The sequence below is a fragment of the Acidovorax sp. GW458-11-26-14-TSB4 genome (genome assembly GCF_059423865.1).
The window spans coordinates 131,338-151,070 of the sequence record NZ_JBWKYR010000002.1 but is presented as its reverse complement, the minus strand read 5'-3'; the positions used below and the strand labels follow the sequence as shown (position 1 = coordinate 151,070).

General features: G+C 69.2%; 17 protein-coding genes and 1 tRNA gene. 7 read left to right on the top strand and 11 right to left on the bottom strand.

Annotation, left to right across the window (positions count from 1 at the left end; translation table 11 throughout):
• Positions 1-294: 294 nt before the first annotated feature.
• Positions 295-516, top strand: a complete 222-nt coding sequence (locus AC07X5_RS07205; protein ID WP_409961668.1) for a DUF4287 domain-containing protein — start codon at positions 295-297, stop codon at positions 514-516.
• 53 nt (positions 517-569) lie between these two features.
• Here the strand turns inward: AC07X5_RS07205 and AC07X5_RS07200 are convergent, their stop codons facing one another.
• The 4 genes from AC07X5_RS07200 to AC07X5_RS07185 form a co-directional block, all read right to left on the bottom strand.
• On the bottom strand, positions 570-719 hold the full coding sequence (locus tag AC07X5_RS07200; protein ID WP_494769577.1) for a hypothetical protein: 150 nt from the start codon (positions 717-719) through the stop codon (positions 570-572).
• Positions 720-754: 35 nt separating this feature from the next.
• A complete protein-coding gene (locus AC07X5_RS07195) occupies positions 755-940 on the bottom strand; it encodes a hypothetical protein (RefSeq protein WP_409961667.1) in 186 nt (61 codons plus the stop codon).
• 235 nt (positions 941-1,175) lie between these two features.
• A complete protein-coding gene (locus AC07X5_RS07190) occupies positions 1,176-2,267 on the bottom strand; it encodes a hypothetical protein (protein WP_494769576.1) in 1,092 nt (363 codons plus the stop codon).
• A gap of 254 nt (positions 2,268-2,521) precedes the next feature.
• Positions 2,522-3,001, bottom strand: a complete 480-nt coding sequence (locus AC07X5_RS07185) for a peptide chain release factor family protein (RefSeq protein ID WP_494769575.1) — start codon at positions 2,999-3,001, stop codon at positions 2,522-2,524.
• Positions 3,002-3,415: 414 nt separating this feature from the next.
• Here AC07X5_RS07185 and AC07X5_RS07180 point away from each other — a divergent pair, with 414 nt between their 5' ends.
• On the top strand, positions 3,416-3,697 hold the full coding sequence (locus AC07X5_RS07180; RefSeq protein WP_494769574.1) for a hypothetical protein: 282 nt from the start codon (positions 3,416-3,418) through the stop codon (positions 3,695-3,697).
• Between the two features lie 34 nt (positions 3,698-3,731).
• Here AC07X5_RS07180 and AC07X5_RS07175 read toward each other — a convergent pair whose 3' ends face one another.
• Positions 3,732-4,226 (bottom strand): Lrp/AsnC family transcriptional regulator, encoded by a 495-nt coding sequence (locus tag AC07X5_RS07175; RefSeq protein WP_494769573.1) that lies wholly within the window; start codon positions 4,224-4,226, stop codon positions 3,732-3,734.
• A 92-nt stretch (positions 4,227-4,318) separates the two neighbouring features.
• Between AC07X5_RS07175 and AC07X5_RS07170 the strand changes: the two genes are divergently transcribed.
• Entirely contained in the window at positions 4,319-5,224 is a 906-nt protein-coding gene (locus tag AC07X5_RS07170) for an EamA family transporter (protein ID WP_494769572.1), read from the top strand.
• A 24-nt stretch (positions 5,225-5,248) separates the two neighbouring features.
• Here the strand turns inward: AC07X5_RS07170 and AC07X5_RS07165 are convergent, their stop codons facing one another.
• Positions 5,249-6,226: a quinone oxidoreductase family protein gene (locus AC07X5_RS07165; RefSeq protein WP_494769571.1), complete on the bottom strand. Its 978-nt coding sequence runs from the start codon at positions 6,224-6,226 to the stop codon at positions 5,249-5,251.
• A 246-nt stretch (positions 6,227-6,472) separates the two neighbouring features.
• Between AC07X5_RS07165 and AC07X5_RS07160 the strand changes: the two genes are divergently transcribed.
• Both AC07X5_RS07160 and AC07X5_RS07155 read left to right on the top strand, forming a co-directional pair.
• The gene (locus AC07X5_RS07160; protein WP_494769570.1) at positions 6,473-7,396 is read left to right on the top strand and encodes a LysR substrate-binding domain-containing protein; all 924 of its coding nucleotides are present in this window, start codon (positions 6,473-6,475) and stop codon (positions 7,394-7,396) included.
• A gap of 272 nt (positions 7,397-7,668) precedes the next feature.
• Complete coding sequence (locus tag AC07X5_RS07155; RefSeq protein WP_494769569.1) at positions 7,669-8,193, top strand: CZB domain-containing protein; 525 nt, start codon at positions 7,669-7,671, stop codon at positions 8,191-8,193.
• Positions 8,194-8,406: 213 nt separating this feature from the next.
• Here AC07X5_RS07155 and AC07X5_RS07150 read toward each other — a convergent pair whose 3' ends face one another.
• From AC07X5_RS07150 to AC07X5_RS07130, 5 genes are all read right to left on the bottom strand, one after another.
• Positions 8,407-10,227: an RCC1 domain-containing protein gene (locus tag AC07X5_RS07150; RefSeq protein WP_409961763.1), complete on the bottom strand. Its 1,821-nt coding sequence runs from the start codon at positions 10,225-10,227 to the stop codon at positions 8,407-8,409.
• Between the two features lie 324 nt (positions 10,228-10,551).
• A tRNA-Arg gene (locus AC07X5_RS07145) sits at positions 10,552-10,626 on the bottom strand.
• 78 nt (positions 10,627-10,704) lie between these two features.
• The gene (locus tag AC07X5_RS07140) at positions 10,705-15,198 is read right to left on the bottom strand and encodes a translocation/assembly module TamB domain-containing protein (protein WP_494769568.1); all 4,494 of its coding nucleotides are present in this window, start codon (positions 15,196-15,198) and stop codon (positions 10,705-10,707) included.
• Between the two features lie 59 nt (positions 15,199-15,257).
• On the bottom strand, positions 15,258-17,219 hold the full coding sequence (locus AC07X5_RS07135; protein WP_494769567.1) for an autotransporter assembly complex protein TamA: 1,962 nt from the start codon (positions 17,217-17,219) through the stop codon (positions 15,258-15,260).
• Positions 17,220-17,402: 183 nt separating this feature from the next.
• Entirely contained in the window at positions 17,403-17,987 is a 585-nt protein-coding gene (locus tag AC07X5_RS07130) for a hypothetical protein (protein WP_494769566.1), read from the bottom strand.
• Positions 17,988-18,216: 229 nt separating this feature from the next.
• Between AC07X5_RS07130 and AC07X5_RS07125 the strand changes: the two genes are divergently transcribed.
• Both AC07X5_RS07125 and AC07X5_RS07120 read left to right on the top strand, forming a co-directional pair.
• Positions 18,217-18,783 (top strand): dihydrofolate reductase family protein, encoded by a 567-nt coding sequence (locus tag AC07X5_RS07125; RefSeq protein WP_494769565.1) that lies wholly within the window; start codon positions 18,217-18,219, stop codon positions 18,781-18,783.
• A 198-nt stretch (positions 18,784-18,981) separates the two neighbouring features.
• On the top strand, positions 18,982-19,629 hold the full coding sequence (locus tag AC07X5_RS07120; RefSeq protein ID WP_494769564.1) for a hypothetical protein: 648 nt from the start codon (positions 18,982-18,984) through the stop codon (positions 19,627-19,629).
• The last annotated feature ends 104 nt before the right edge of the window (positions 19,630-19,733 follow it).

Below are 19,733 nucleotides of genomic sequence, written 5' to 3'. Positions count from 1 at the left end.
TACAGCTAGTTCTTGAACTCGCTGACGCCCGTAGGACAACGAGCCGCACGGGTACCGCCGAGCCCATCTACCAACACCTGCCTGTGCAGGTCGATGGTGGCTGCAATCGGCCCGCCGTCGGTTTCGTCCATGGGATAAGCTGGGCCGTCCATCCCCAAAATACTTGTCGCGGCCTGTCGATCTGCCGCATTGTCGTTCGTCGTATCCACAGGAGGCGGCAGGAAGAAGGGCGCACGCACCTTACGGGCGTCCCGCTTGCCCTCCAAAATAAATCATCCACCCAGGAGCCAGCCCATGCCCGCACCCAGCACCACCCCCGCCGTCAAAGGCCCCGCCTCGTACTTCCCCTCCATCGAGGCCAAGTACGGCCAGCCCATCAGCCACTGGATGGACGTGCTGCGCGCGGCGGGCGAGCGCAAGCACATGGAGTACGTCGCCCTGCTCAAGGCCGACCACGGCATGGGCCATGGGCATGCCAACGCGCTGGTGGCGGCGTTCCTGGCGCAGGGCAGATAGCAGGCCTGAAAAGGGGGCGGACACATCCCTCGGCCCTATGCACGGCCCGCGCCCTACTGCAGGTACAGGTGGCCTTCGAACGCCACGATATCGTTGGCAAAGCACGGCTCGCCCACGCGGTGGATGGCACGGCCTGCAATGCTGTCCGACAGGAGGCTGAAGTACTGCACCAGGTTGATGGCGTAGGTGCCCTTGGGGCTCACATTGCACTCGCCGCTCAGTTAGGGCTTGATGCCGTTCATCGGAAAGCCCACGAACAGGTAGTTGCCACGGTCTGCCGCTCCTTGTGCGCAGCAATGCGCGCAAGGGCCTGCGGCACATCGCCGGCCCCCAGGGCCAGCACGGGCTTGGGCATGCTGGCCCACCATTCGTCCTCGGCCTCCTTCTGGTCCTCGACTGGGTCGCTGCTGCCTTCCCAGAACACGGAGTGGGCCCATGTGCCAGCGCCGTCAATGAAGGTATAGGTGCTGTAGCCGTTCTCGTGCGACAGCAGATTTGCAGGGAGATTTCCAGCATGGGCGCGGGGGCGAAATGATTGATGACACGCCCTGGCTGGGCCAGCGGCGCACCCGATCTCGCGATGGCGCTGGACAAGTTGTCACTCTCACGGCACCACGGCCCCTTGCCGCCGAGCCTCCCAGCGTGCCAGGCCTGGCCACTCAATACGGCGATGGCCGATGGCATTGCTTGAGCGCAATGGCCTTGTCCGTGCCTTGCACCACGCTGTCGAGCGTGAGGTAATCGGTGGGGGGAGTGGTGCGGAAGTCCTGGTACAGGCGGCACAGGTATTCGCCCTTGCGCACCCACACTACGCGCACTTTGGTGCCCCCGTCCTCGATCTGATCGCCCCAGAAGGCGGTAAGGTCGCCGCGGCTTTCCTGGCGGTCGAACACGGTCTCCTTGTTCTGTGGAATGCTGTCCATGTACACGCCGCCGCGGCCTGAGCAATCGGCCGTGGTGAAGGCCACATGCCCATTGGACACGGCCACCCGAGTCTCGCTGCGGCGCACGATGCGCAGTTGGCTCAGCTGGCCTGGGTCGGGGAAGGAGGGGTTGCAGTACTCACCCGTCCAGTCGCCCTGGGGCAAGGCCCAGGTGGTTCTGGCGCAGGTTACCTGCACCGATTGCACGTGCGCGTTGCCCACCGGGCCGCTGGCGTTGGCCAGCGTGCAGACCTGGCCCGCGGGGTGCGACAGCACGCGCACCGCATAGGTGCTGCTGCCCGCCACCGGCGTGGCAAAGAGAAAGCGGCCGTTGTCCGTGAGCGCCAGGTCATCGCCCTGGTTGTTCTGCAGCACCAGCCGGCCACCGGGCAGCAGGCCCGTAACCTGGCCGCCCACGGTGTGGGTGCCGGCGGGCAGGGTCTCGCAGCGCACGGCCACGTCGGCTACGTTGGCTGCCTGCACGGTGCCCGTGCCTTGCGCCACGCTGCAGCGCTGCCCCGCGGGCTGTGACGAGACGGCGATGGCATAGGCACCGCCCGTGGCCACGCGCCGGCCCATCGTGAAGCTGCCGTTGGCGGCCACGGTCAGATCGTCGGCCCCCTGGTTCTGCAGCGTCAGGCTGCGCCCCTCGCCCACACCGCTAACCACACCGCCCACCGTGAAGTCGCCGACGCCCTCATCCCCGCCACCGCAGGCCACCAGCAGCAGCGGCAGTGCCAAGGCCAGGCAGGCCGTGGGCGTACGGCGGTACCGCGGGGCGGATGATGGGGATGCCATCGGGGGCTGGGCGCTGGAGGTCGTGGGCATGGTCGAACACCTTTCTGACAAGGCAGGTCAAGGACAAAAAGAATTACAAACAACAGACAGGCAAATAAACAGAAAAATCGCATCCGACATGCGCGCATGCGCGCATGCACGCGGCGCCGGGGGCGCGAGGGGCGGGCCATGCTGCGCAAGGAGGCGCCAGACAGGCGTTGCGCCGATCTTCATCGCGGCGCAGGGCGCTGTCTGTGTTGCGCATCACATGTCCAGGCGCCCACCCAAATAGGTGGCCGGGGCGGTCAAGGCGGCGGCAGGCGACCTGGTCCGGTCTGCGCGTGGCCCAGCAGGCTGTGGTTGCGCACCAGCGCTGCCAGCAGCTGCAGGGCCTCCTCCAGGTTCCAGTCTCGGTTCCGGTGCGAGGTGCTGCGCGCCTCGGTGCCGCTGGCGTGGTGCACCAACTTCACGCAGCTTCTCAAGTGCACGACCATGCCGGAGTCGATGGCGCCCTCGCGGCGAAAGTGCTCCACGGTGTAGTCGTGCGCTCGCAGGGTGATCTCGGCGGGGTCGAGCGCGGCGACGAATTGCGCCTGCACCCACTGGCAATGCCGGTCCGCCAGCAGTTGCGCGATTGCTGAGGCCATGGGCGCGTAGCAGATGTCTGCAAGGAACTTGATGGTGAGCTCCTTGCAGCGGCCGTCGGCGTGCAGGCGCTCGTCGATGACGTCGTAGGTGCGGCCCAGGCCCACCAGTTGGTGCAGCTCCGCGAAGAAGCGGTTCACCGGATCCCGCGAGCTGTCTTGCAGGGCGTGGCGGGTCCGCAGGATGAGGAATGCATCTGCGGCAGGGACCCGGCGAAGCTGCATGGCGGGGGCTGGCTTGCCTGTCCGTTCGTCCGGCTCCCGGTGGGTGGCTGCGCCCGGTCTACACACCCAAGCCCGGGAACACGGCCACCCGCTGGTCCCTGGGCTTGCGGAGCTGGACTGGTGCCGGGTGCGGACCAGCTCCCGTGCATCCTTCGCCATGCGGTTGCGTGTCCACGCCGGCCACGGCGAACACCTGGGCCCTGTCCTTGCTGTGCGACCTGAAACGCATGGTGAACCTTCCATCTGGATCAGCCCGCGTTGTAGGCAATGGCCAGTGGGCCGTCAAGGCAAGAATTGCGCGGTGCTGGTGGCGAGGACTGGGCGTCCAGGTTGCCCCCGCGCGCGGCCTCAACGCTGGCGCATGCTGCGTTTCATCCTGGTCCCTTTGGTTGCCTGGTCCTGGGCCTGCGTGCCATCGGCCTGGGACATGCGCTGGCTTGCGGCCCGGATGCTTTCCACCGTGCAACGGGCGGCCCGCAGCGCATCGAGTACCTGCGCTGGGACGTGCGCGGCCTCATCGGCGCCAAGGCCTGCATCGGCTGGGGCCGCTCGTTCGCCGAGATGGTGGATACCGTCCAGATGCGGGAGATACACACGGTGGCCGCGCCCTGAGAGTCGCAGGGGTTGGCCCCGGGGTGGACTTGGACTACCCCGGATCGGCCTCTTCTCCAGGCAGCGGCACCTGCAGCCCCGCCTTCAAGCACCCCAGCGACACCGACGTGCGAAAGCGCCGCACGTTGTCATCGCCCTCGAACAGCCGCCGCGTCAGCGCCTCGTAGTCGGCCATCGACGCCACGGTCACCACCAGCAGGTAGTCGGCCTCGCCGGTCACGCTGTAGCACTGCTGCACGGCCGCCTCTGCAGCGATACGGCTGCGCAGCGGGGCGGTGCGGTCGGGGCGCTCGTTCTCCAGATGCACCTCGACCATGATGGTCAGGGGCAGCCCCACCTTCTCGGGGTCGATCACGGCCACATTGGCGCGTATCACGCCGTTCTGCTGCAGCCGCTGGATGCGCCGCTGCACTGCGGGTGCCGACAGATGCACCGCTTGCGCAATCGCGCGCTGGGGCGTGGTGTTGTCGCGCTGCAGGATGCCGAGGATGGCCAAGTCGAAGGCGTCGAGGGCTGGAGTGGCGGGCATGGGGTGGTTCTGGACAGTGAACGAGCGAAAGTTGCGTGCAGGGCCTGAAATTCGAGCGAAAGTCCAAGCGCTATCGCACTATATTTTCAACCATGTCTTCCCTGTTGCACCGTTACCAGCGTTTTGTTCCCTTCCTGGCCGTGCTCGGCGCCGTCACGGCGCTGGGCGTCGGCACTTCCTGGGCCAAGCACTATCTGTTTCCGCTGGTGGGCGCGCAGGGCACCACGGCCGTGCGTGTGGGCTTCTCGGCGCTGCTGCTGATCCTGCTGTGGCGGCCCTGGCGCTGGCAGCTGTCGCGCACCGACCTGCGCGCCGTGATGCTCTACGGCGCCATGCTGGGCGCCACCAACCTCACGTTCTACATGTCGTTGCGCACGCTGCCCTTCGGGCTGGCGGTGGCCATCGAGTTCTCGGGCCCGCTGCTCATGGCCGTGCTGTCCTCGCGCCGCGCCATCGATTTCGTCTGGGTGGCGCTGGCCGTGGTGGGCCTGGGCATGCTGCTGCCCCTGGGCGGCATGAACGGCAGCACGCTGGACCCCACCGGCGTGGCCTACGCGCTGGCGGCCGCCACCTTCTGGGCGTTGTACATCGTGTTCGGCAAGCGCGTGGGGCATCTGCATGCGGGCCATTCCGTCTCGCTGGGCCTGGTGGCCGCCGCCGTGGTGGTGGTGCCCGTGGGCGTGGTGCATGCCGGCACCGCGCTGCTGTCGCCCTATGTGCTGCTGGTGGGCGTGGGCGTGGCGGCCGTGTCCAGCGCCATCCCCATCTCGCTGGAGATGATGGCCTTGAAGCGCCTGCCCAAGGAGGCCTTCGGCATCATGATCAGCATGGAGCCCGCCGTGGCCGCACTGCTGGCCCTGCTGCTGCTGGGCGAGGTGCTGAGCTTCCACCAGTGGCTGGCCATTGTGCTGATCATGTCGGCTTCGATGGGAACGGCGATGACGGCGAAAAGGCAGGTGCAGGGCAAGGCTGCGGCGCAGGAGGCGGTGGTTGCTTGACGGCTGCGGCGGCTTTGGCGCAGGTCACTCCACCCGCATCAGCACCTTGCCGATGGCCTGGCGGCCCTCCAGCGCGCGGTGCGCCTGTGCACCGTCGCGCAAGGCGAAAGTGTGCGCTATGCGCAACTGCACGTCGCCCGCCAGAATCCACTCGAACAGCTGCGCCGCACGCGCCCGGCGCTCCTGCGCGCTGGTGAGTACGTTCCACAGGTCACCGCCCACCAGCGCCAGTGAGCGGTCCATGAGACGGCGCGGGTCCACCGGCGCCGGGTCGCCCGCTGCCATGCCGTAGAAGACCACGGTGCCGCCGGTGCGCGTGGCCGCCATGCTGTCGGTCAGGGTGGTGCCTACCGAGTCGTAGACCACATCGGCCCCGCGCCCGCCGGTGAGCGCCTGCACGGCCTGAAGCCAGCCCTCGGTAGGGATCACCGCCACCACGCTGGGATCTGTACCCAGCACTTCGCGCACCGCCTGGCGTTTGGCCTCGGTCGATGCGATGGCGATGACCCGCGCGCCCAGGCGGCGCAGCATCTGCGTGAGCAGCAGCCCCACGCCGCCCGCTGCGGCATGCACCACGGCCCAGTCCCCCGCGCGCACCGCATAGCTGTCGCGGCACAGGTACTGCGCCGTGAGGCCTTGCAGCAGGCTGGCCGCGGCCGTTTCGAAAGAGATGGCGTCGGGCAATGGGATCAGCCGATCCATGTCCACCGCGCACAGCTCGGCGTTGGCAAACGGGCTGTCGGCAAAGCCCACGCGCTGGCCCGGCTGCAGGCCGCTGCCCGATGGGGCGCTGACCACCTCACCGGCACCCTCGTAGCCCAGGATCCAGGGTGGCGAGCCGGCCAGGTGGTAGTTGCCCTTGCGGCGGTAGATGTCCGCAAAGTTCAACCCCACCGCCCGCATGCGCACCAGCGCCTGCTCTGGGCCGGGGGCCGGGTCGGGGACGGCTTCATGGTAGAGAACATCGGCATCGCCGAACTGGTGGAAGACGAGTGCGTGCATGGACTGGACACCTTCTTGGATGGATTGATTCACTTGTTGCCCGATGAAGGCACCCTGCAGGACCAGCCAGAAGCTGCGGACCAGAAACAGCTATTTTTTCTACTGCCATTGGCTTCCGGGCTTCTCTGCGTGCCGCATGGCAGCATCACATACATAGCAGATCCTGGCATTCAGGTTAGCATCGGCATCCCGGCTCAGCGAGCCTGCTGTGCTGCATTCACTCAGTAGAAAAAATACTGCCATCACATGAACGCCAGCCACCACACGCCCTTGCATGAGCTGCCGTCCCTGAAGGCGCTGCGCGTCTTCGAGTCCGCCGCGCGGCACCTGAACTTCCGGCTCGCGGCCGAGGAACTGGATGTGACGCAGGGCGCCGTGGCGCAGCAGGTGCGTGCGCTGGAGGCAGAGCTTGGCATCCGGCTGTTCGAGCGGCATGCGCGCGGGCTGGCGCCCACCGAGGCCGGCAGCGCCTATGCGCTGCGCGTGCGGCGCGCGCTGGAGGAGATTGCCGACGCCACGCGCCAGCTGCGCCCCGGCGAGCGGCAGGTCACCATCAGCGTGGCACCGACCCTGGCCGCCAAATGGCTGCTGCCGCGCCTGCCGCGCTTTGCCGAGCGGCACCCCGGCATCGAGCTGCGCGTGCTCGCGACGGAGCGCGTGTCGCGCTTTCATGCCGAGGGCGTGGACCTGTCGATCCGCTATGGCCAGCCGCCCTTCGGGCCTGGGCTGAACGTGCAGCGGCTGCTCGTGACCACCTTGATCGCGGTGGGCAGCCCGGCGCTGCTGGCGGGCCCAGGCGCGCTGTCGGCCAAGCGGGTGGCCCGGCTGCCGCTGGTCCATGACGCGCATGGGTCCTGGCCTGCCTTCTTCGCCCACGCGGGCTTGCCGCCCCCGCAGCCCGGCGGCACGCGTTTCAACCAGACGGGACTGGCCATCGATGCCGCGGTGGCTGGCCAGGGGTTGGCGCTGGCCAGCCCTTTCTTCGTCGCGGCGGATCTGGCTGCCGGTCGCCTGCTGCAGGCGCTGCCGCAGGTGGCGCTGCGCACGGGGATGGACCACTACCTGGTATGGCCGCAGCGCCCCCGCAGCGATGGGCTGGTGCCCCTGGACGCGGTCGCCGCGTGGCTGCTGGAGGAAGCGGCTGCGAGCAGCGGTGGTGCACACGCCTGAGCCTGCAGTCCCTGCCCTGCCTTGCCATGGCCGCTCGGCGCGTCGCGCCCATCGGCATTTCGGTGTGGCCCTGAACGCGTCCTAGCGCAATTGGACTATGGACGACTGCCCGCGATCCCTGCAGCATCACGCACCATGCCAGCGCTCGAGGAATTGCAGCGCGGCACCCAAGGCGTCGTGACCTGTGTGTGCGCAGACCGGTTCGATGCACCACAACGGCAGCAGAGAACATGCACATGGGATTTTTCACGAAACTTCTGCAGATTCGCAGGGTGGCACGGTCCAGCGTTGACACGCCGTGGGACCTGGAGGACAACGCCAGCGAGCTGGTGCTGGATGCCGAGGCCGCCGAGCACCTGGTCATGGAGATGGAGATCGACGCCTGCATCGCCAGCCATGGGGCTTGGCGCACACAACTGGAGCAGGCGCTGCAGCAACAGATGCTGCAGCAGCAACCCAACCACAGGCGGCAGCAGAGTCCGCGGCCGTTGAATGGCGCGGAAGGCACGCTCGCGGCCGCAATGCCGCACCCCGAACTGCTCTGCGACGCGGCGCGTCCGTGCGCGGTGGCGCGCTGGCTGGAAGGCCCTGGGCAAGCACTCCATGGCAACCGCCAGGCCTTTGGCATGCTGGCGGCGCGGCACCGGTACTTTCACCAGCAGGTGGCGGCAGCGATCCGGCTGCACCAGGCGGGCGAGAGCATGCAGGCTCGGCAGATCGTGAACGGGGGCTGTGCCCATGCCTCCAACCAGGTGGTGCTGCTGCTCAAGGAGTTCCGCAAGGGGCCGTGGCGCTAAGCGCTCAATCTGTTGCAGACCTTGGTAGGCGGGTCCGGTCCGGCCAAGGGCCGGGGGGGGCCCAAGCAAGCCAGGCGAGGCCTTTCGTCACAGCGAGCGGGTTTAGGCGACGGAGCTATGCGCCTCTGCTCTTTACAGGTTCCAGCCGCGACGGCGCACCCCGCTCGCGCGCTGCTGGTCAGCGCTGGGGACGCCTGTCTCACACACTTCACTTCATTTGCAAAAGCGCGCGGAGTAGGGGTTGACCTCCGCTGTGCCGGCATAGGTGAAGGCGTACATCACCGAGTAGACCTGCGAGTTGAGCGTGAAGCCCTGTGGGTAGTAACCCAGCGCCAGAACGCGGCGGTCGGACAGCACGGTGCCAAAACCCAGGTAGTCGGGCTGGTAGCGCAGCGCCTCCAGGCTGAGGATGGTGGTCTGGCCCGAGATCATGTCCACGCGGTCGGTGCCGAAGCCAAAGCGCAGGGGTTCGATAAAGCGGCCGCCGCCGTTGTAGCACAGGTAGGTGCGCGCAGAGGGCGGGAAAGCGAAGTCCGCGGGGATGACCGTGGTGGGCACGGGCGCTGGCGTCGGAGCGGGTGTCGGCGCAGGCGTGGGGGCTGGCGCAGGCGCTGGTGCCGGTGGGGGTGGCGGCACGGGCGTTGGCGTGGGCGTGGGGGCAGGCACGTCCACGGGGGCCGAAGGCGTGTTCTGGTAGATGGTCTTCTGGTAGGTTTTGCCGGTGGCGGCCGACGAGTAGCCCGCTGTGACGATCAGCCCGGGAATGCCTGACACATCGAGCGCGCTGGTGATGGCAAGGGTCTTGCCCTCCAGCGCCACCGGGTTCGCGAAGTAGGGCACGGGCTTGTTGGCATCGCCCGCCACCCAGCCGGCCTGCGTCAGGTTGAGCAAGATGCCCGAGGTGGGCTCGGTGGCAGTGATGAAGTAGTTGCCCTGGCCCGCGTGCAGCGTGGAGGGCTTGAACACCGCGTCCAGCGTCAGGCTCTTGGCATCGCCCCTGACCTTGGCCTCGATGCGGTAGTGCTCGGGGTTGTACACGTCGCCCAGCGTGGTGCCGGTTGGCACGAGGATGGGGTCCTTCTGCCCGTCAATGCCCAGGGTCGCGTAGATGGTGCCGTCGTCGAACACCACGGCGGTGCTGCGGTTGCCCGCCGCGATCAGGGAAACGGCCTTGCCGTTGTTAGGAATGTTGAGTTGCCCTTCACCGTAGGCACCCCAGGCGACGACGGTGCCGTCGCGCTTGAGGGCCACGGAGTGCAGGCCCCCGGCGGCGATGGCCACCACATCGCTCAGGCCCACGGGCACATCGCTCTGGCCGTGATGGTTCTTGCCGAAGCCTACCACCGTGCCGTCTTTCTTGAGCGCCAGCGTGTGCATGTAGTTGACGGAGATGGCCACCACGTCCTTCAGCCCGGCGGGCACATTGGTCTGCCCGTCGCGGTTGGAACCCCAGGCGCGCAGCGTGCCGTCCTTGAGCAGGGCGACGGCATGCTCCTCGCCGGCGGCCACCGCCACCACATCGCGCAGGTCCGCGGGCACCTTGGCCGGCGGCTCGTCGCCCCAGGAGACGACCTGCCCGTCATCGCGCGCTGCCAGGTGGTAGCGGTTGCCCCCGGCGATGCTGACGAACCGGCCCGGGTACTCGCGCGCCAACACGGTCTTGGTGAAGCTGCCGATCCAGTTCTTATGCACCTCGATAGAGCCATCGGACTTGAGCAACATCGAGTCCCACGCGCTGTTGTCTATCTTCTCCACGCCACTGGTGCCCGGCTCGATCCACGGCGCGGTGCTCCAGCTCTTCTCGCCAAAACCCATCACCCGCCCATCGCGGCCCAAGGCCGTGTAAATGGACGAGCCGCCACTGATCGCCGGCTGCGCCGCCTGCGCCAGCATGGGGAACGCAGCCAGGCAGGCCAGCATTACCAGCGCGCGTTGCAGGACCGGGGCCGGTTGGCGCAGGGCGGGGGTGCGATGGGGGGAAAGGCGCTGGGCCTGCCTCTGCGATTGCGTCTGCTTCTGTTGTTGTGCTTGCATGGCGTGGGGTGCCCCGGGGCAAGGGCACGGATGAAGGGTTCGGGTGGATTGCAATGGCCGCAGCATGCCCTGTTGTCGTCGTGTTCGGTTTGCTGGGCGCGCGGCGTCAAGGTGCAGGCGCGGCTCACTTCGGCCATTCCAGGCATCCCTCAATGCGCGTGGAAAGGGGGCGGGGTGGGGGCTATGTTCTGCGTGAGGGAACGTACCACATCCGGGGTGAGGGGCCAAGGGAAATTGGGGCGAGGGCTGCAGGGTGGTAGTGCTGGGGGATGGCCGGTGCACCCCAAGGCCAGTGTCAGCGGCTCATCCCACGAAGGAGGGACGTGGTCCCCTCGACAGGAATCGAACCTGTATCTAGCGCTTAGGAGGCACTCGTTCTATCCATTGAACTACGAGGAGGACGCAGGCGCGCATTGTAGGGGCAGTGCGGGGTGGTCCCGGCGATGCCCCGCTTTTTTGCCCGTGTTGCGCCGTCCCTCAGTCGTACTTCAACGTGTAGATGATGTCCACCGCACTCTGCGCCCCCGTCTGCCCACGCAGGGTCAGCCGGCGCGAGAGGTCGTAAAAGATGTACAGCGTGCCCAGCGTGCCCGACAGGCTGCGCTCGTACGTCACGTATAGGTCGGTGGACAAACGCTTGCCGAAGGTCAGCGCCGCGCCCGTGGCGTCCTCGCCCGCGCCGGGGCCCTTGAAGCCGATTTCGTCCAGACCCAGGCGGCTGGCCATGTTGGCGGTGGGGCCGGCGCCGCCGCCCTTGCGGCCGAGCAGGGCCAGCGCGGCCTGTTGCAGCACGGCGGCTTCGGCGCCGCCGGCAGCGGCGTCGCGGCCCAGCACCACCCACGAGAGTTTTTCAGCGTCGGGCAGGTCCGGGTCGGAGTACAGGCGCACGCGCGGCGCCAGCACCGAGCCGCTGACCTGCACGCCCGCGCGCACGCTGATGTTGGGGCGCAGGGCCAGGATGTCGAGAGAGGGGTTGTTGTACGGGCCGCTGAAGCGGATGAGCCCCGTCTCCACGTCCAGCATCTGGCCCCAGGCGCGGTAGCGCCCCTGGTCGGTGCGCACTTCGCCGATCACGCGCGGGGGCGCGCCGGGCACGGGGCTGCTGCGCACGTCCAGTTCGCCTGTGAGCCGCGTGGTGATGCCGTGGCCCTGCAGCGCGAAGTCGTTGCCCAGGTTGAGGGTGATGGCGATTTCGGGCGGCTTGGCCGTGGTGGGGGCCGTGCTGGCGCCGGCCGGCTGCTCGGCGGCCTGGTTGGCCTTGGCGATGGCTTGGGCCTTGGCCTGGGCCTCGCGGTCCTTGGCGGCGGAGCGCACCACCACGTCGCTGCCCAGGCTGGGCGCGCTCTCGTCGGGCAGGATGATGGTGGCGCGGTCGGTGGTGAGCTTGCCGCGCACGCTGAACTGGCCCTGCTGCAATTGCGCCTGCACCTTGCCCGACACGCTGACCTGCCGGTCGGCCCGCGCCAGCACCTGCAGGGCCTTGGCCTCGGCCTCGAAGTTCATCGCTATGCCGGATGCCTTGTTGTCGCTGCCTGCCGCTGCCCAGCTCACGCGGCCCGTGCCGCTGAGGGTGCCCCCATCCTGCGGGGCGCTGGTGCGGTTGCCGCTGTAGCCGGGGATGCGGGCCTTGCTGCCCGTGCCGCCGCGCAGGCGGAACTCGGTGATATCGAGCTGGTTGCCGTTGAGCGCCGCGCGCAGGCGCCCGCCCTGCAGGTCCACCCCGTCGAGGATGGAGCGCACGGCAAGCTCGTCTGCCCCCAGCGTGCCGGCCCAGCGCGGCGCGGCGCGCGTGCCCGACAGGGTGGCGTTGGCGTCCAGCGTGCCGCGCACGCGCCAGCCCGGTGGGGCCAGGGCGGACCACACGCCCACATCGGGCAGGCGGGCGCGCAGCGTGCCGGCCAGCGGTGCATCGGGTGCCAGCGTGGTGGCCGCCAGCGTGCTGGCCAGGGTGAGGCGGGTGCTGGCGGTGGCGTCCACCTCGCCGGCGCGGGCGCTGGCCCACACCAGCCTGGCGCGCAGCGCGTCGCCCTCGGCCTCCACGCTCAGCTCGGCCTGGCGCACGCCGGCGGCGCTGCTGCTGCCGGGCTCTTCGGTCACGGTGGCTGTGGGGCTGCCGGCGCCCGCGCCCTGGCCGCTGCTCTGCACGGTGGTGATGGTGGCCTGGTCCACTGCCAGGATGCGCAGGTCGCCCGAGGCGCGGCGCACGCTGGCGCTGGCGCGCAGGGGGCCGCTGGTGGTGTCCACGTTCCACTGCCCGTCGAACACGATGTTGCCCGCCAGGCCCAGGCGGGCCAGCAGGGGCTGCTGGGCGGGCTTGCCGGTGGCGGCATCAGCAGTGCCCCCAAAAGCATCCACCCAGGCCATGGGCAGACCCTGCAGGCTGCCCTGCGTTTGCAGGCGCAGCGGGCCGCCGCCACCGCCCGCATAGCTCACCGGCTGCCAGCGCAGGGTGACGGTGCCCGCCACCGGCCCGGTGATGCGTGCCTGCCCGGCCGATGCCTGCACCGACAGGGCCGCGCTGGTGTTGGAGGGAGCAGTGCCGGATGCTGCCGGGGCAGCGGGCGCCGGCGTGGCCGCGCCCATGCGCAGCTTCACCGTCACCGGCTCGGCCAGCTGCACGGCCCAGGGGCCGGGCAACCGCGTGTCCTGCGCCTGCAGGCGCAGCTCGGTCACCTGGGCCTGCCATTCGTTGGCGGCGTTGGTGCCGCCGGCCAGGCGTGTGCGCACGCTGGCGCGCTGCGTGCCGGTGCGGGCCTCGCCGTCCAGTGCCAGCGTGGCCTGGGCTAGCGAGCCTGCCAGCTCGGCATTCACGCTGCGCAACTGGATGTTGGACATCGCACCTGCGCCGCCTTGGCCCGGGGGCAGGGCCACGTCGAGCTGCGGCGTGTTCAGGCGCGCCTGCAGGGTGAAGGCGTCCTTGCCGGCGGCACCTGCGGGGGGCAGTGCCTTGCCGGCCATCACGGCTTCAATCTGGCGCTGGGCGGTCTGCCAGCCCCCGCTCCAGCGCGCATTGAGCTGGGCCTGGCCCTTGGCGGTGATGCCCTTGGCCGCATCGGCCATGCCCGGCAGGCTGGCCAGCCAGGCCTGGGTTCGCTCGGCATCGGCCAGCTGCACCTGCAGTTCGCCCGCGCCCTTGGCGGGCGCGATCTGGCCGTTGGCGTTGACGGTGGCGCCGGGCACGGTGGCCTTCAACTGGCCCTGTGCCGACTGTTCGCCCACGGCCACGCGCAGCTGCGTGGCCTCCACCTTGGCCTGCAGGGCGTCGAGCAGCAGTTTGTCCAATTGCACCGTGCCGCCGCCCACTTGGGCCAGGTACTGGCCCTGCGCGGTGAAGGTGTTGATGCGCAGCAGCGGCGCGGTGGCTTTGCGGCCCTTGGCGGGTGCAGTCGATGTAGCCGGCTGCGCCGGGGCATTGCCCGTGGCGCGGATGTCCGCCGTAAAGCGCACGGCCTGGTCGGCCTGGCCCTGCGCGGTGATACGCCCGCCCAGCGGCGCGGCCGCCAGTGCCGTGTGCAGCGCATCGGGGCGCAGGTTGCGCAGATCGGCCTGGCCCTCGGCCGCACCGGTGGCGGGGGTGAACTGGCCCTTCAATGCAATGGTGCCCGCGGCCTTGCCGGTGCCGATGGTGGCGTTGGCCTCGGGCACATCCCAGCGCGTGCCGTCAAAGCCCGCGCGCGCCTGCAGCGCGGCCAGAGGCAGGTGCCGGGTGTCCCAGGGGCCGGGCAGGTCGTTGCGCAGGTCGGCGGCGATGTTCCAGCCGGCGATGGCGGAGGGGGCTGGGGGTGAAGAGGGCGTGGCTGGCGTGGTGGGGGCCGCAGGTGCTGCCGTGGCAGCGCTGGCATCCACCGGGTCCACCTTGACCGTGCCATGCAGCAGCGTGCGCGGCGCCTGCGGCCACAGGGCCGCCAGGTCCAGCGCCTTCAGCGTGGCCTGTGCCTGTTTGAGCGGCTGGGGCACCCAGGGGAGGATGGTGGCCTGCACGTCGGCCTGCATGGGCTCGGCAGGGGCCGTGGCATGGGCGGGCGCGCTGGCCTTGGCGCTGGCCGAGGTGCCCTTGCGGGCGGGGGGGGCTGCGGCCGATGCCGCCGGTGCCGATGCCGCGGGCGCTGCTGCCGCCACCACCACCGGCTTCAACTGCGCCGCCGCCTGCAGTTGCGCCGCCGCCGTGGCCAGCGTGCCCTGCACGGTGGCGTGCGCGGCCACCCGCAGCGGGTTGCCGCCGCCGGGGGGCGTGGTCTGCACAGTGCCGTCCAGCGTGGCGTCGATGGCCATGGGCGCCAGGGCCTGCAGCTTGACCTGGGCGCTGTAGCGGCCCTGGGCCAGCTCCACGTTGTCGATCTTGAGGTGGTGCTCAGTGCCGTCGTAGCGGTAGTCGCCGACCAGGCGCTGGGCCTGCACGGCGGGCTCTCCGGCCAGGCTGATCTGCTGCTCGGGCGAGCCCGCCCACTCCAGGCTGTCCACCTGGAAGGGCACGGCCACCTGCACGGGCAGCACCAGCTGCGTGAGCGGCTTCACCGGTTCGGTGCTGGGCGCCGTGGCCTGGGGGGTGATGCGCACGCGCGATGCATGCACCTCGCCCAGCTCCACCTTGCGGCTGAGCAAGGGCGCCAGCTGCCAGCCGATGCGCGCACCGTCCACCTCCACCACCATGCCCGGGCTGCTCCAGCGCAGCCAGCCAATGCTGCCGCCCGTGCGCAGCGAGCCCGTCACGTCGCGGCTCTCCAGCTTCTGCTCGGCCGGCAAGTACTGCGCCGCGCGCGCCAGCGCCAGGGCCAGCGAGGTGCTGCTGCCGGCCCACCACCACACCGCGCCAGCCACGGCAAGCACCAGCGCCAGCAGGCCCAGCAGCAGCCACACCAGCACGCGCAGCCAGGTGCGGCGCCGGCGCGGCGGTGGCGGCGGGGCCGACGAGCCGGCGCTGAAATCGGGCGAAGGCTTGGCAGCGGAAGAGGGCGGTTTGCGAGAGGGCATCAATCAGAAAGTCAGCGAATCAGGAGGGAGCAGGAAAACAGGGGGCCGTGCTGGCCGCGTCAGAACGTAAAGCCCAGCCGCAGGTGCAGCCGCAGCTCCTTGGCCTGCACGCCATAGGCCAGGTCGGCCTGCAGCGGGCCCACGGGGCTGCGCCAGCGCACGCCGGCACCCACGCCCACGCGCGGGTCCAGGTCGCCCACCTTGTCGGCCACGGCACCGGCGTCCACGAACAGGGTGCTCTCCCAGTCCGTCATGGCGCCCTTGTAGACGATGGGGCGCTGCCATTCCAGGCTGCCCACGGCCATGTAGCGGCCGCCGTAGAGCTGGCCGTTGTCGGTGCGCGCACCGATCTTGCGGTAGCCGTAGCCGCGCACTGTGGTGTCGCCCCCGGTCAAGAAGAGCTGCGTCACCGGCAACTGCGCGCCCTCGCGCGCCAGTACCGCGCCACCCTCGGCGCGTACCGCCAGGCGGGCTGCGCGCGAGGTGCCGTCCTCCGCCTCCACGCGGCCCGCGGCAATGAAGGTCTGCCAGCGCAGCAGCGTGCGCACAAAGGGGTCGCGCTCGGGCGTGAGCGTGGTGCCCACGCCCAGCTCGGCCGCAATGCCATGGCCGCGCGTGGGGGCCGTGTTGTTGTTGAAGTAGCGGCCCGTCCAGCCGTAGTTGATACTCACTGCCGTGCCCGAGGGCGGGGCGTTCAGCCCCTGGCTCTTGGCATAGTCGTACTGCAAAAAGTAGTTGCGGTCGATGTTCTTGGTGCTCTTGCTGCGGCCACCGCGCAGGCGCGCGCTGTTGGTCTCGTAGTCGCCCGTGTCTTCGCGCTGCACCTGCCCGCCGGCAAACCAGCGCCAGCCGTTCTCGCCGGGCAGGTCGGTCCATTCGGTGCTCAGCAGCTTGTTTTTGCGGTCCAGCGACAGCTTGCTCACCGCGCGCCAGCCCAGCAGCGGCATCTTGTTGTGGATGTGGTCAATGGTCAGCCGCGGCCCGCTGTCGGTGGACAGGCCCGCGCCGAAAACCACCTTCTGCAACTGCGCCTCGCGCACCTGCGCCACCACGGGTGCGGCCAGCGGGTCGGTGCCATCGGTGTCCAGCGTGAGGAACACCGCGTCGTAGTATCCGCTGCTGGCCAGGCGCAGTTGCGCGTCCAGCAGCTCCGTCTCGTCGTAGATGGCGCCCGTGGGCAGGCGCGCCAGGCGGCGCGCGCCGTCGGGGTCGTAGCGCTCGTTGCCCTCCACGCGCAGCGCGCCAAAGCGGTACAGCGGGCCCGTGTCATAGGCCACGCTCAGGGCCGCCTCGTGCTTGTCCGCATCCACCTCGGCGCGGCTGTTGGTGATGCTGGCCGTGGGGTAGCGGCGCACCTGTAGCTGGCGCAGGCCATCGCTCTTGGCCCCGTCCCACGCCGACTGGGTGAAGGCCCTGCCCGGCGGCAGCCCCCAGCCGTTTTGCACGCGCCGCAACTGGCGCGCGCGGCCCTCGCCGTCCTGCGCGTTGCTGATTGCTTCGGCAAAGGTGATGTCGGCCTTGGCGATGCGCGTCTGCGGCCCGGGGTCCACCGTCACCACCACCGTGCGTGGCGCCAGTTTGGCATCGGGCGTTTCGGTCATCTCCACCGTGATGGCGGGTGAAAAATACCCCAGCGTGCCCAGCAGCTCGCGCGCATTGGCATCGGCCGCGCCCAGCAGGCGCTGCAGCTCGCTGGCCTGCAGGTCGGGCAACTGGCGAAAGCGCTGCAGCTCCAGGTGCTTCTCCAGCGTCTCGCGCACCGTGTCAGGTGCGCGCACCTGCACGTCGAACGAGGGGCTGCCGTCGCTGTCCGCCGGGATGGGGCTCGACGCCGCATCGCGCGGCGTATTCGCATCGTTACCGCGCCCGGGCAGCAGGCTGCAACCCTGCAGCAGCAACAGCCCCGCAGCACTGCAAAGCAGCAACGCCGGCCATCGGGCCGGCGTTGGGGAATGGGCAGTGGGCGGCAGGTGGCTACGGGACACGGCAGGCGGTTTGGGTTGGGGTGGACGACGGGTCATGGTACGGCACATGCAGGCTCGCGCCCCGGCGCCGGGATCGCCACAGGGGGCTGCCTGCGAAGGCCACACTATCGCCGCAAAAACCGCGTTCCCTTGTAAGACAGATTCCCGCAGCGTATCGGGGTGTGTCTGGTGGAAGCGAGAGGACGCTGCCTGGCCGAAAGCGACTGCGCAGATGCTCCATCAAACCACCACCCATAGCGTCACCCCCATTACTGCGCCTGCCAGCAAGGCCGGCGCAGCCACCGACCAGTCCTGCGTGGACGGTACGCTCGCCCCGAAGGCCGACGCTGCCAGCCAGGCATGCAGCCAGTACATGGCGCCAGACCCGGCCGCAGGCATGAAGGTGGTGGCCCACCAGAAGCTCAGCGGTGCCAGCGCCACCGGCGCCAGCGCAATCGGCAACGAGCGCAGGTACCCCGCCTGAAACCGCACCGACCCCAGCCGCCAGCCCCCGTGCGTGCGCACCGGCACCAGGTTGGGCATGGTGGGCCGGGCGCCCAGCAGCGCTGCCACCGTCCAGTGCATGGCCTCGTGCAAGGCAGTGCCCGGCAGCACCGCCAGGCAGTATGTCCACATGCCGATGTGCACGCACAGGCGTTGAAAGAGCAGGATGCCGCCCAGCACCAGCCAGTCCCTGGTGTCCAGTGCGTGCGCGCGCACGCTCGCCCAGGCCAGTGGGTGGGTGAGGGCATCGGTGATCCAGGTGGTGCTGCTGCTGTCCATGTGGGGGCGGTCCGTCGATCCATCGTTCGTTCGCTCATTCATTCATTCATTGAGCAAGGAACAGGGCGCGCCACGGGTGGGCACCCAGGGGCGATTGTCACGATGAAATCGGGGGCGCGTGTCGGATGGGATGCCTTGTTGGCCGCTGACGTACCGCACGCTCGCCTGCAACCCCAGGCCCCCGCTATAGTTGTCGGCACCGCCCCGCAGCCGGGACTGTGCCCCGGGCGCCCGGCGGCTCGTACGCCGCGCACACCGAAAGGAGCACCCCATGGGACGCCTGACCTTCAGCATCAACCTCACCCTGGACGGCTGCGTGGACCACCAGGAGGGCATTGCCGACGACGAGACGCACGCCTTCTTCACCCACCTCATGGACACGCACGGCGCCATGCTGTGGGGCCGCGTCACCTACGAGATGATGGAACACTACTGGCCCGCAGTCGCGCGCGGCGAGGTGGAGGATGCGCCACCGGCCGTGCGTGAGTGGGCGACCAAGCTGCAGGCCAAGCCCAAGTACGTGGTGTCCTCCACGCGCAAGGATTTTCCGTGGGCCCACAGCCACCTGATCGCCGGCGGCGACGACCTGCGCGCGGGCATCCAGGCGCTCAAGGACGCAACCCCGGGCGGTGTGCTGCTGGGCAGCGGCAAGCTGGCCACCGTGCTCGACCGGCTGGACCTGATCGACGAGTACCAACTGCTCGTGCACCCGCGCATCGCCGGCCACGGGCCCACGCTGTACCAGTGCGGGCTGCCCGCCGCGCGGCGGCTCGCGCTGGTCTCGGCGAAGCCGCTGCGCTGCGGCGCGGTGGCTGTGCATTACCGGCGGGCGGGGTGAGGCGGTTCGGGCCTGGCGCCGGCCAAAGCGGCTGGACACCCGCATGCTGCGGCCCAAGGGCTTCATCAGCGTTGCGCAGAATCGCCTGTTTGGGTGACAGGGCGCACGGCCGCCACCCGCTAGACTTGTGCCATCGGGCCATGCGCAGCCGTGCCCGGTACGGCAACAACTGGTACGGCAGCCGGGGTGAATGGAACCATGAATTTGATTGCTCGCACTTTGACGGTGACCGGTCTTCTGCTGTTGGCATGCTTCGCTGGAGCGGGCAATGCGCAGCCGAACCCGGTATCGCGAAACCAGATCACAGACGCCGTCGAGCTCGCATTGCCCAGCGGCTGGCGGGTTGCTACCCCAAAGCAAGTCGTCAACTTCGAGAGAGAACGAAAAGACATCTACTCCCGGGCTGGGTTGGATCCCAAGGTCAATCCCGGTGATACGGTGACGTTCCAGGCGGAAAAATCGGAGGGAGCTGATTCGATCATGCTTGGCGTGACAGTCATGCCGGGAGAGGCATCCCACGCAGAAGTCGCCCAGCTGTCCGAGCAACGGATTGCGCGGATTGGCGACGCCTTCGCGCAACAGTTTCGCACCATGGCAGCGTCCGCCGGAGTCACCAATGTCGTGTTCACGCCACCGGTGCTCCAGCGCGTTGGCGACAAGCTCGCGATCGGATACTGGAATACGTTCACCACGGCCGACGGGGTCAAAAGGACTGGCGTCAAGTACCACGTGTACATGCGAAACGCGACGGTCGTGATCTCGGCGACGGGGGCCGATTCCATCCGCAAGTCGCTGCGCGACGAAGCCAGCACCTTGATCCAGGGGGTTCGGCTGAATGAACGTTGACAGGGATCCCCATGCCTATGGCCGCCTCGGGGCCCAAGCGGACCGCCCGGCCCAGATCGCATCAGCGCACGGTTGCACTGGCACCGTTGCCTGACACGGGCGTG

What these genes read in the sequence shown, in the direction of transcription:
- AC07X5_RS07205 (WP_409961668.1), top strand. Translation starts at nt 295, where the DNA reads ATGCCCGCACCCAGCACCACCCCCGCCGTCAAAGGCCCCGCCTCGTAC.
- AC07X5_RS07190 (WP_494769576.1), bottom strand. Translation starts at nt 2,267, where the DNA reads ATGCCCACGACCTCCAGCGCCCAGCCCCCGATGGCATCCCCATCATCC.
- AC07X5_RS07175 (WP_494769573.1), bottom strand. Translation starts at nt 4,226, where the DNA reads ATGCCCGCCACTCCAGCCCTCGACGCCTTCGACTTGGCCATCCTCGGC.
- AC07X5_RS07170 (WP_494769572.1), top strand. Translation starts at nt 4,319, where the DNA reads ATGTCTTCCCTGTTGCACCGTTACCAGCGTTTTGTTCCCTTCCTGGCC.
- AC07X5_RS07165 (WP_494769571.1), bottom strand. Translation starts at nt 6,226, where the DNA reads ATGCACGCACTCGTCTTCCACCAGTTCGGCGATGCCGATGTTCTCTAC.
- AC07X5_RS07160 (WP_494769570.1), top strand. Translation starts at nt 6,473, where the DNA reads ATGAACGCCAGCCACCACACGCCCTTGCATGAGCTGCCGTCCCTGAAG.
- AC07X5_RS07150 (WP_409961763.1), bottom strand. Translation starts at nt 10,227, where the DNA reads ATGCAAGCACAACAACAGAAGCAGACGCAATCGCAGAGGCAGGCCCAG.
- AC07X5_RS07140 (WP_494769568.1), bottom strand. Translation starts at nt 15,198, where the DNA reads ATGCCCTCTCGCAAACCGCCCTCTTCCGCTGCCAAGCCTTCGCCCGAT.
- AC07X5_RS07135 (WP_494769567.1), bottom strand. Translation starts at nt 17,219, where the DNA reads ATGACCCGTCGTCCACCCCAACCCAAACCGCCTGCCGTGTCCCGTAGC.
- AC07X5_RS07130 (WP_494769566.1), bottom strand. Translation starts at nt 17,987, where the DNA reads ATGAATGAGCGAACGAACGATGGATCGACGGACCGCCCCCACATGGAC.
- AC07X5_RS07125 (WP_494769565.1), top strand. Translation starts at nt 18,217, where the DNA reads ATGGGACGCCTGACCTTCAGCATCAACCTCACCCTGGACGGCTGCGTG.
- AC07X5_RS07120 (WP_494769564.1), top strand. Translation starts at nt 18,982, where the DNA reads ATGAATTTGATTGCTCGCACTTTGACGGTGACCGGTCTTCTGCTGTTG.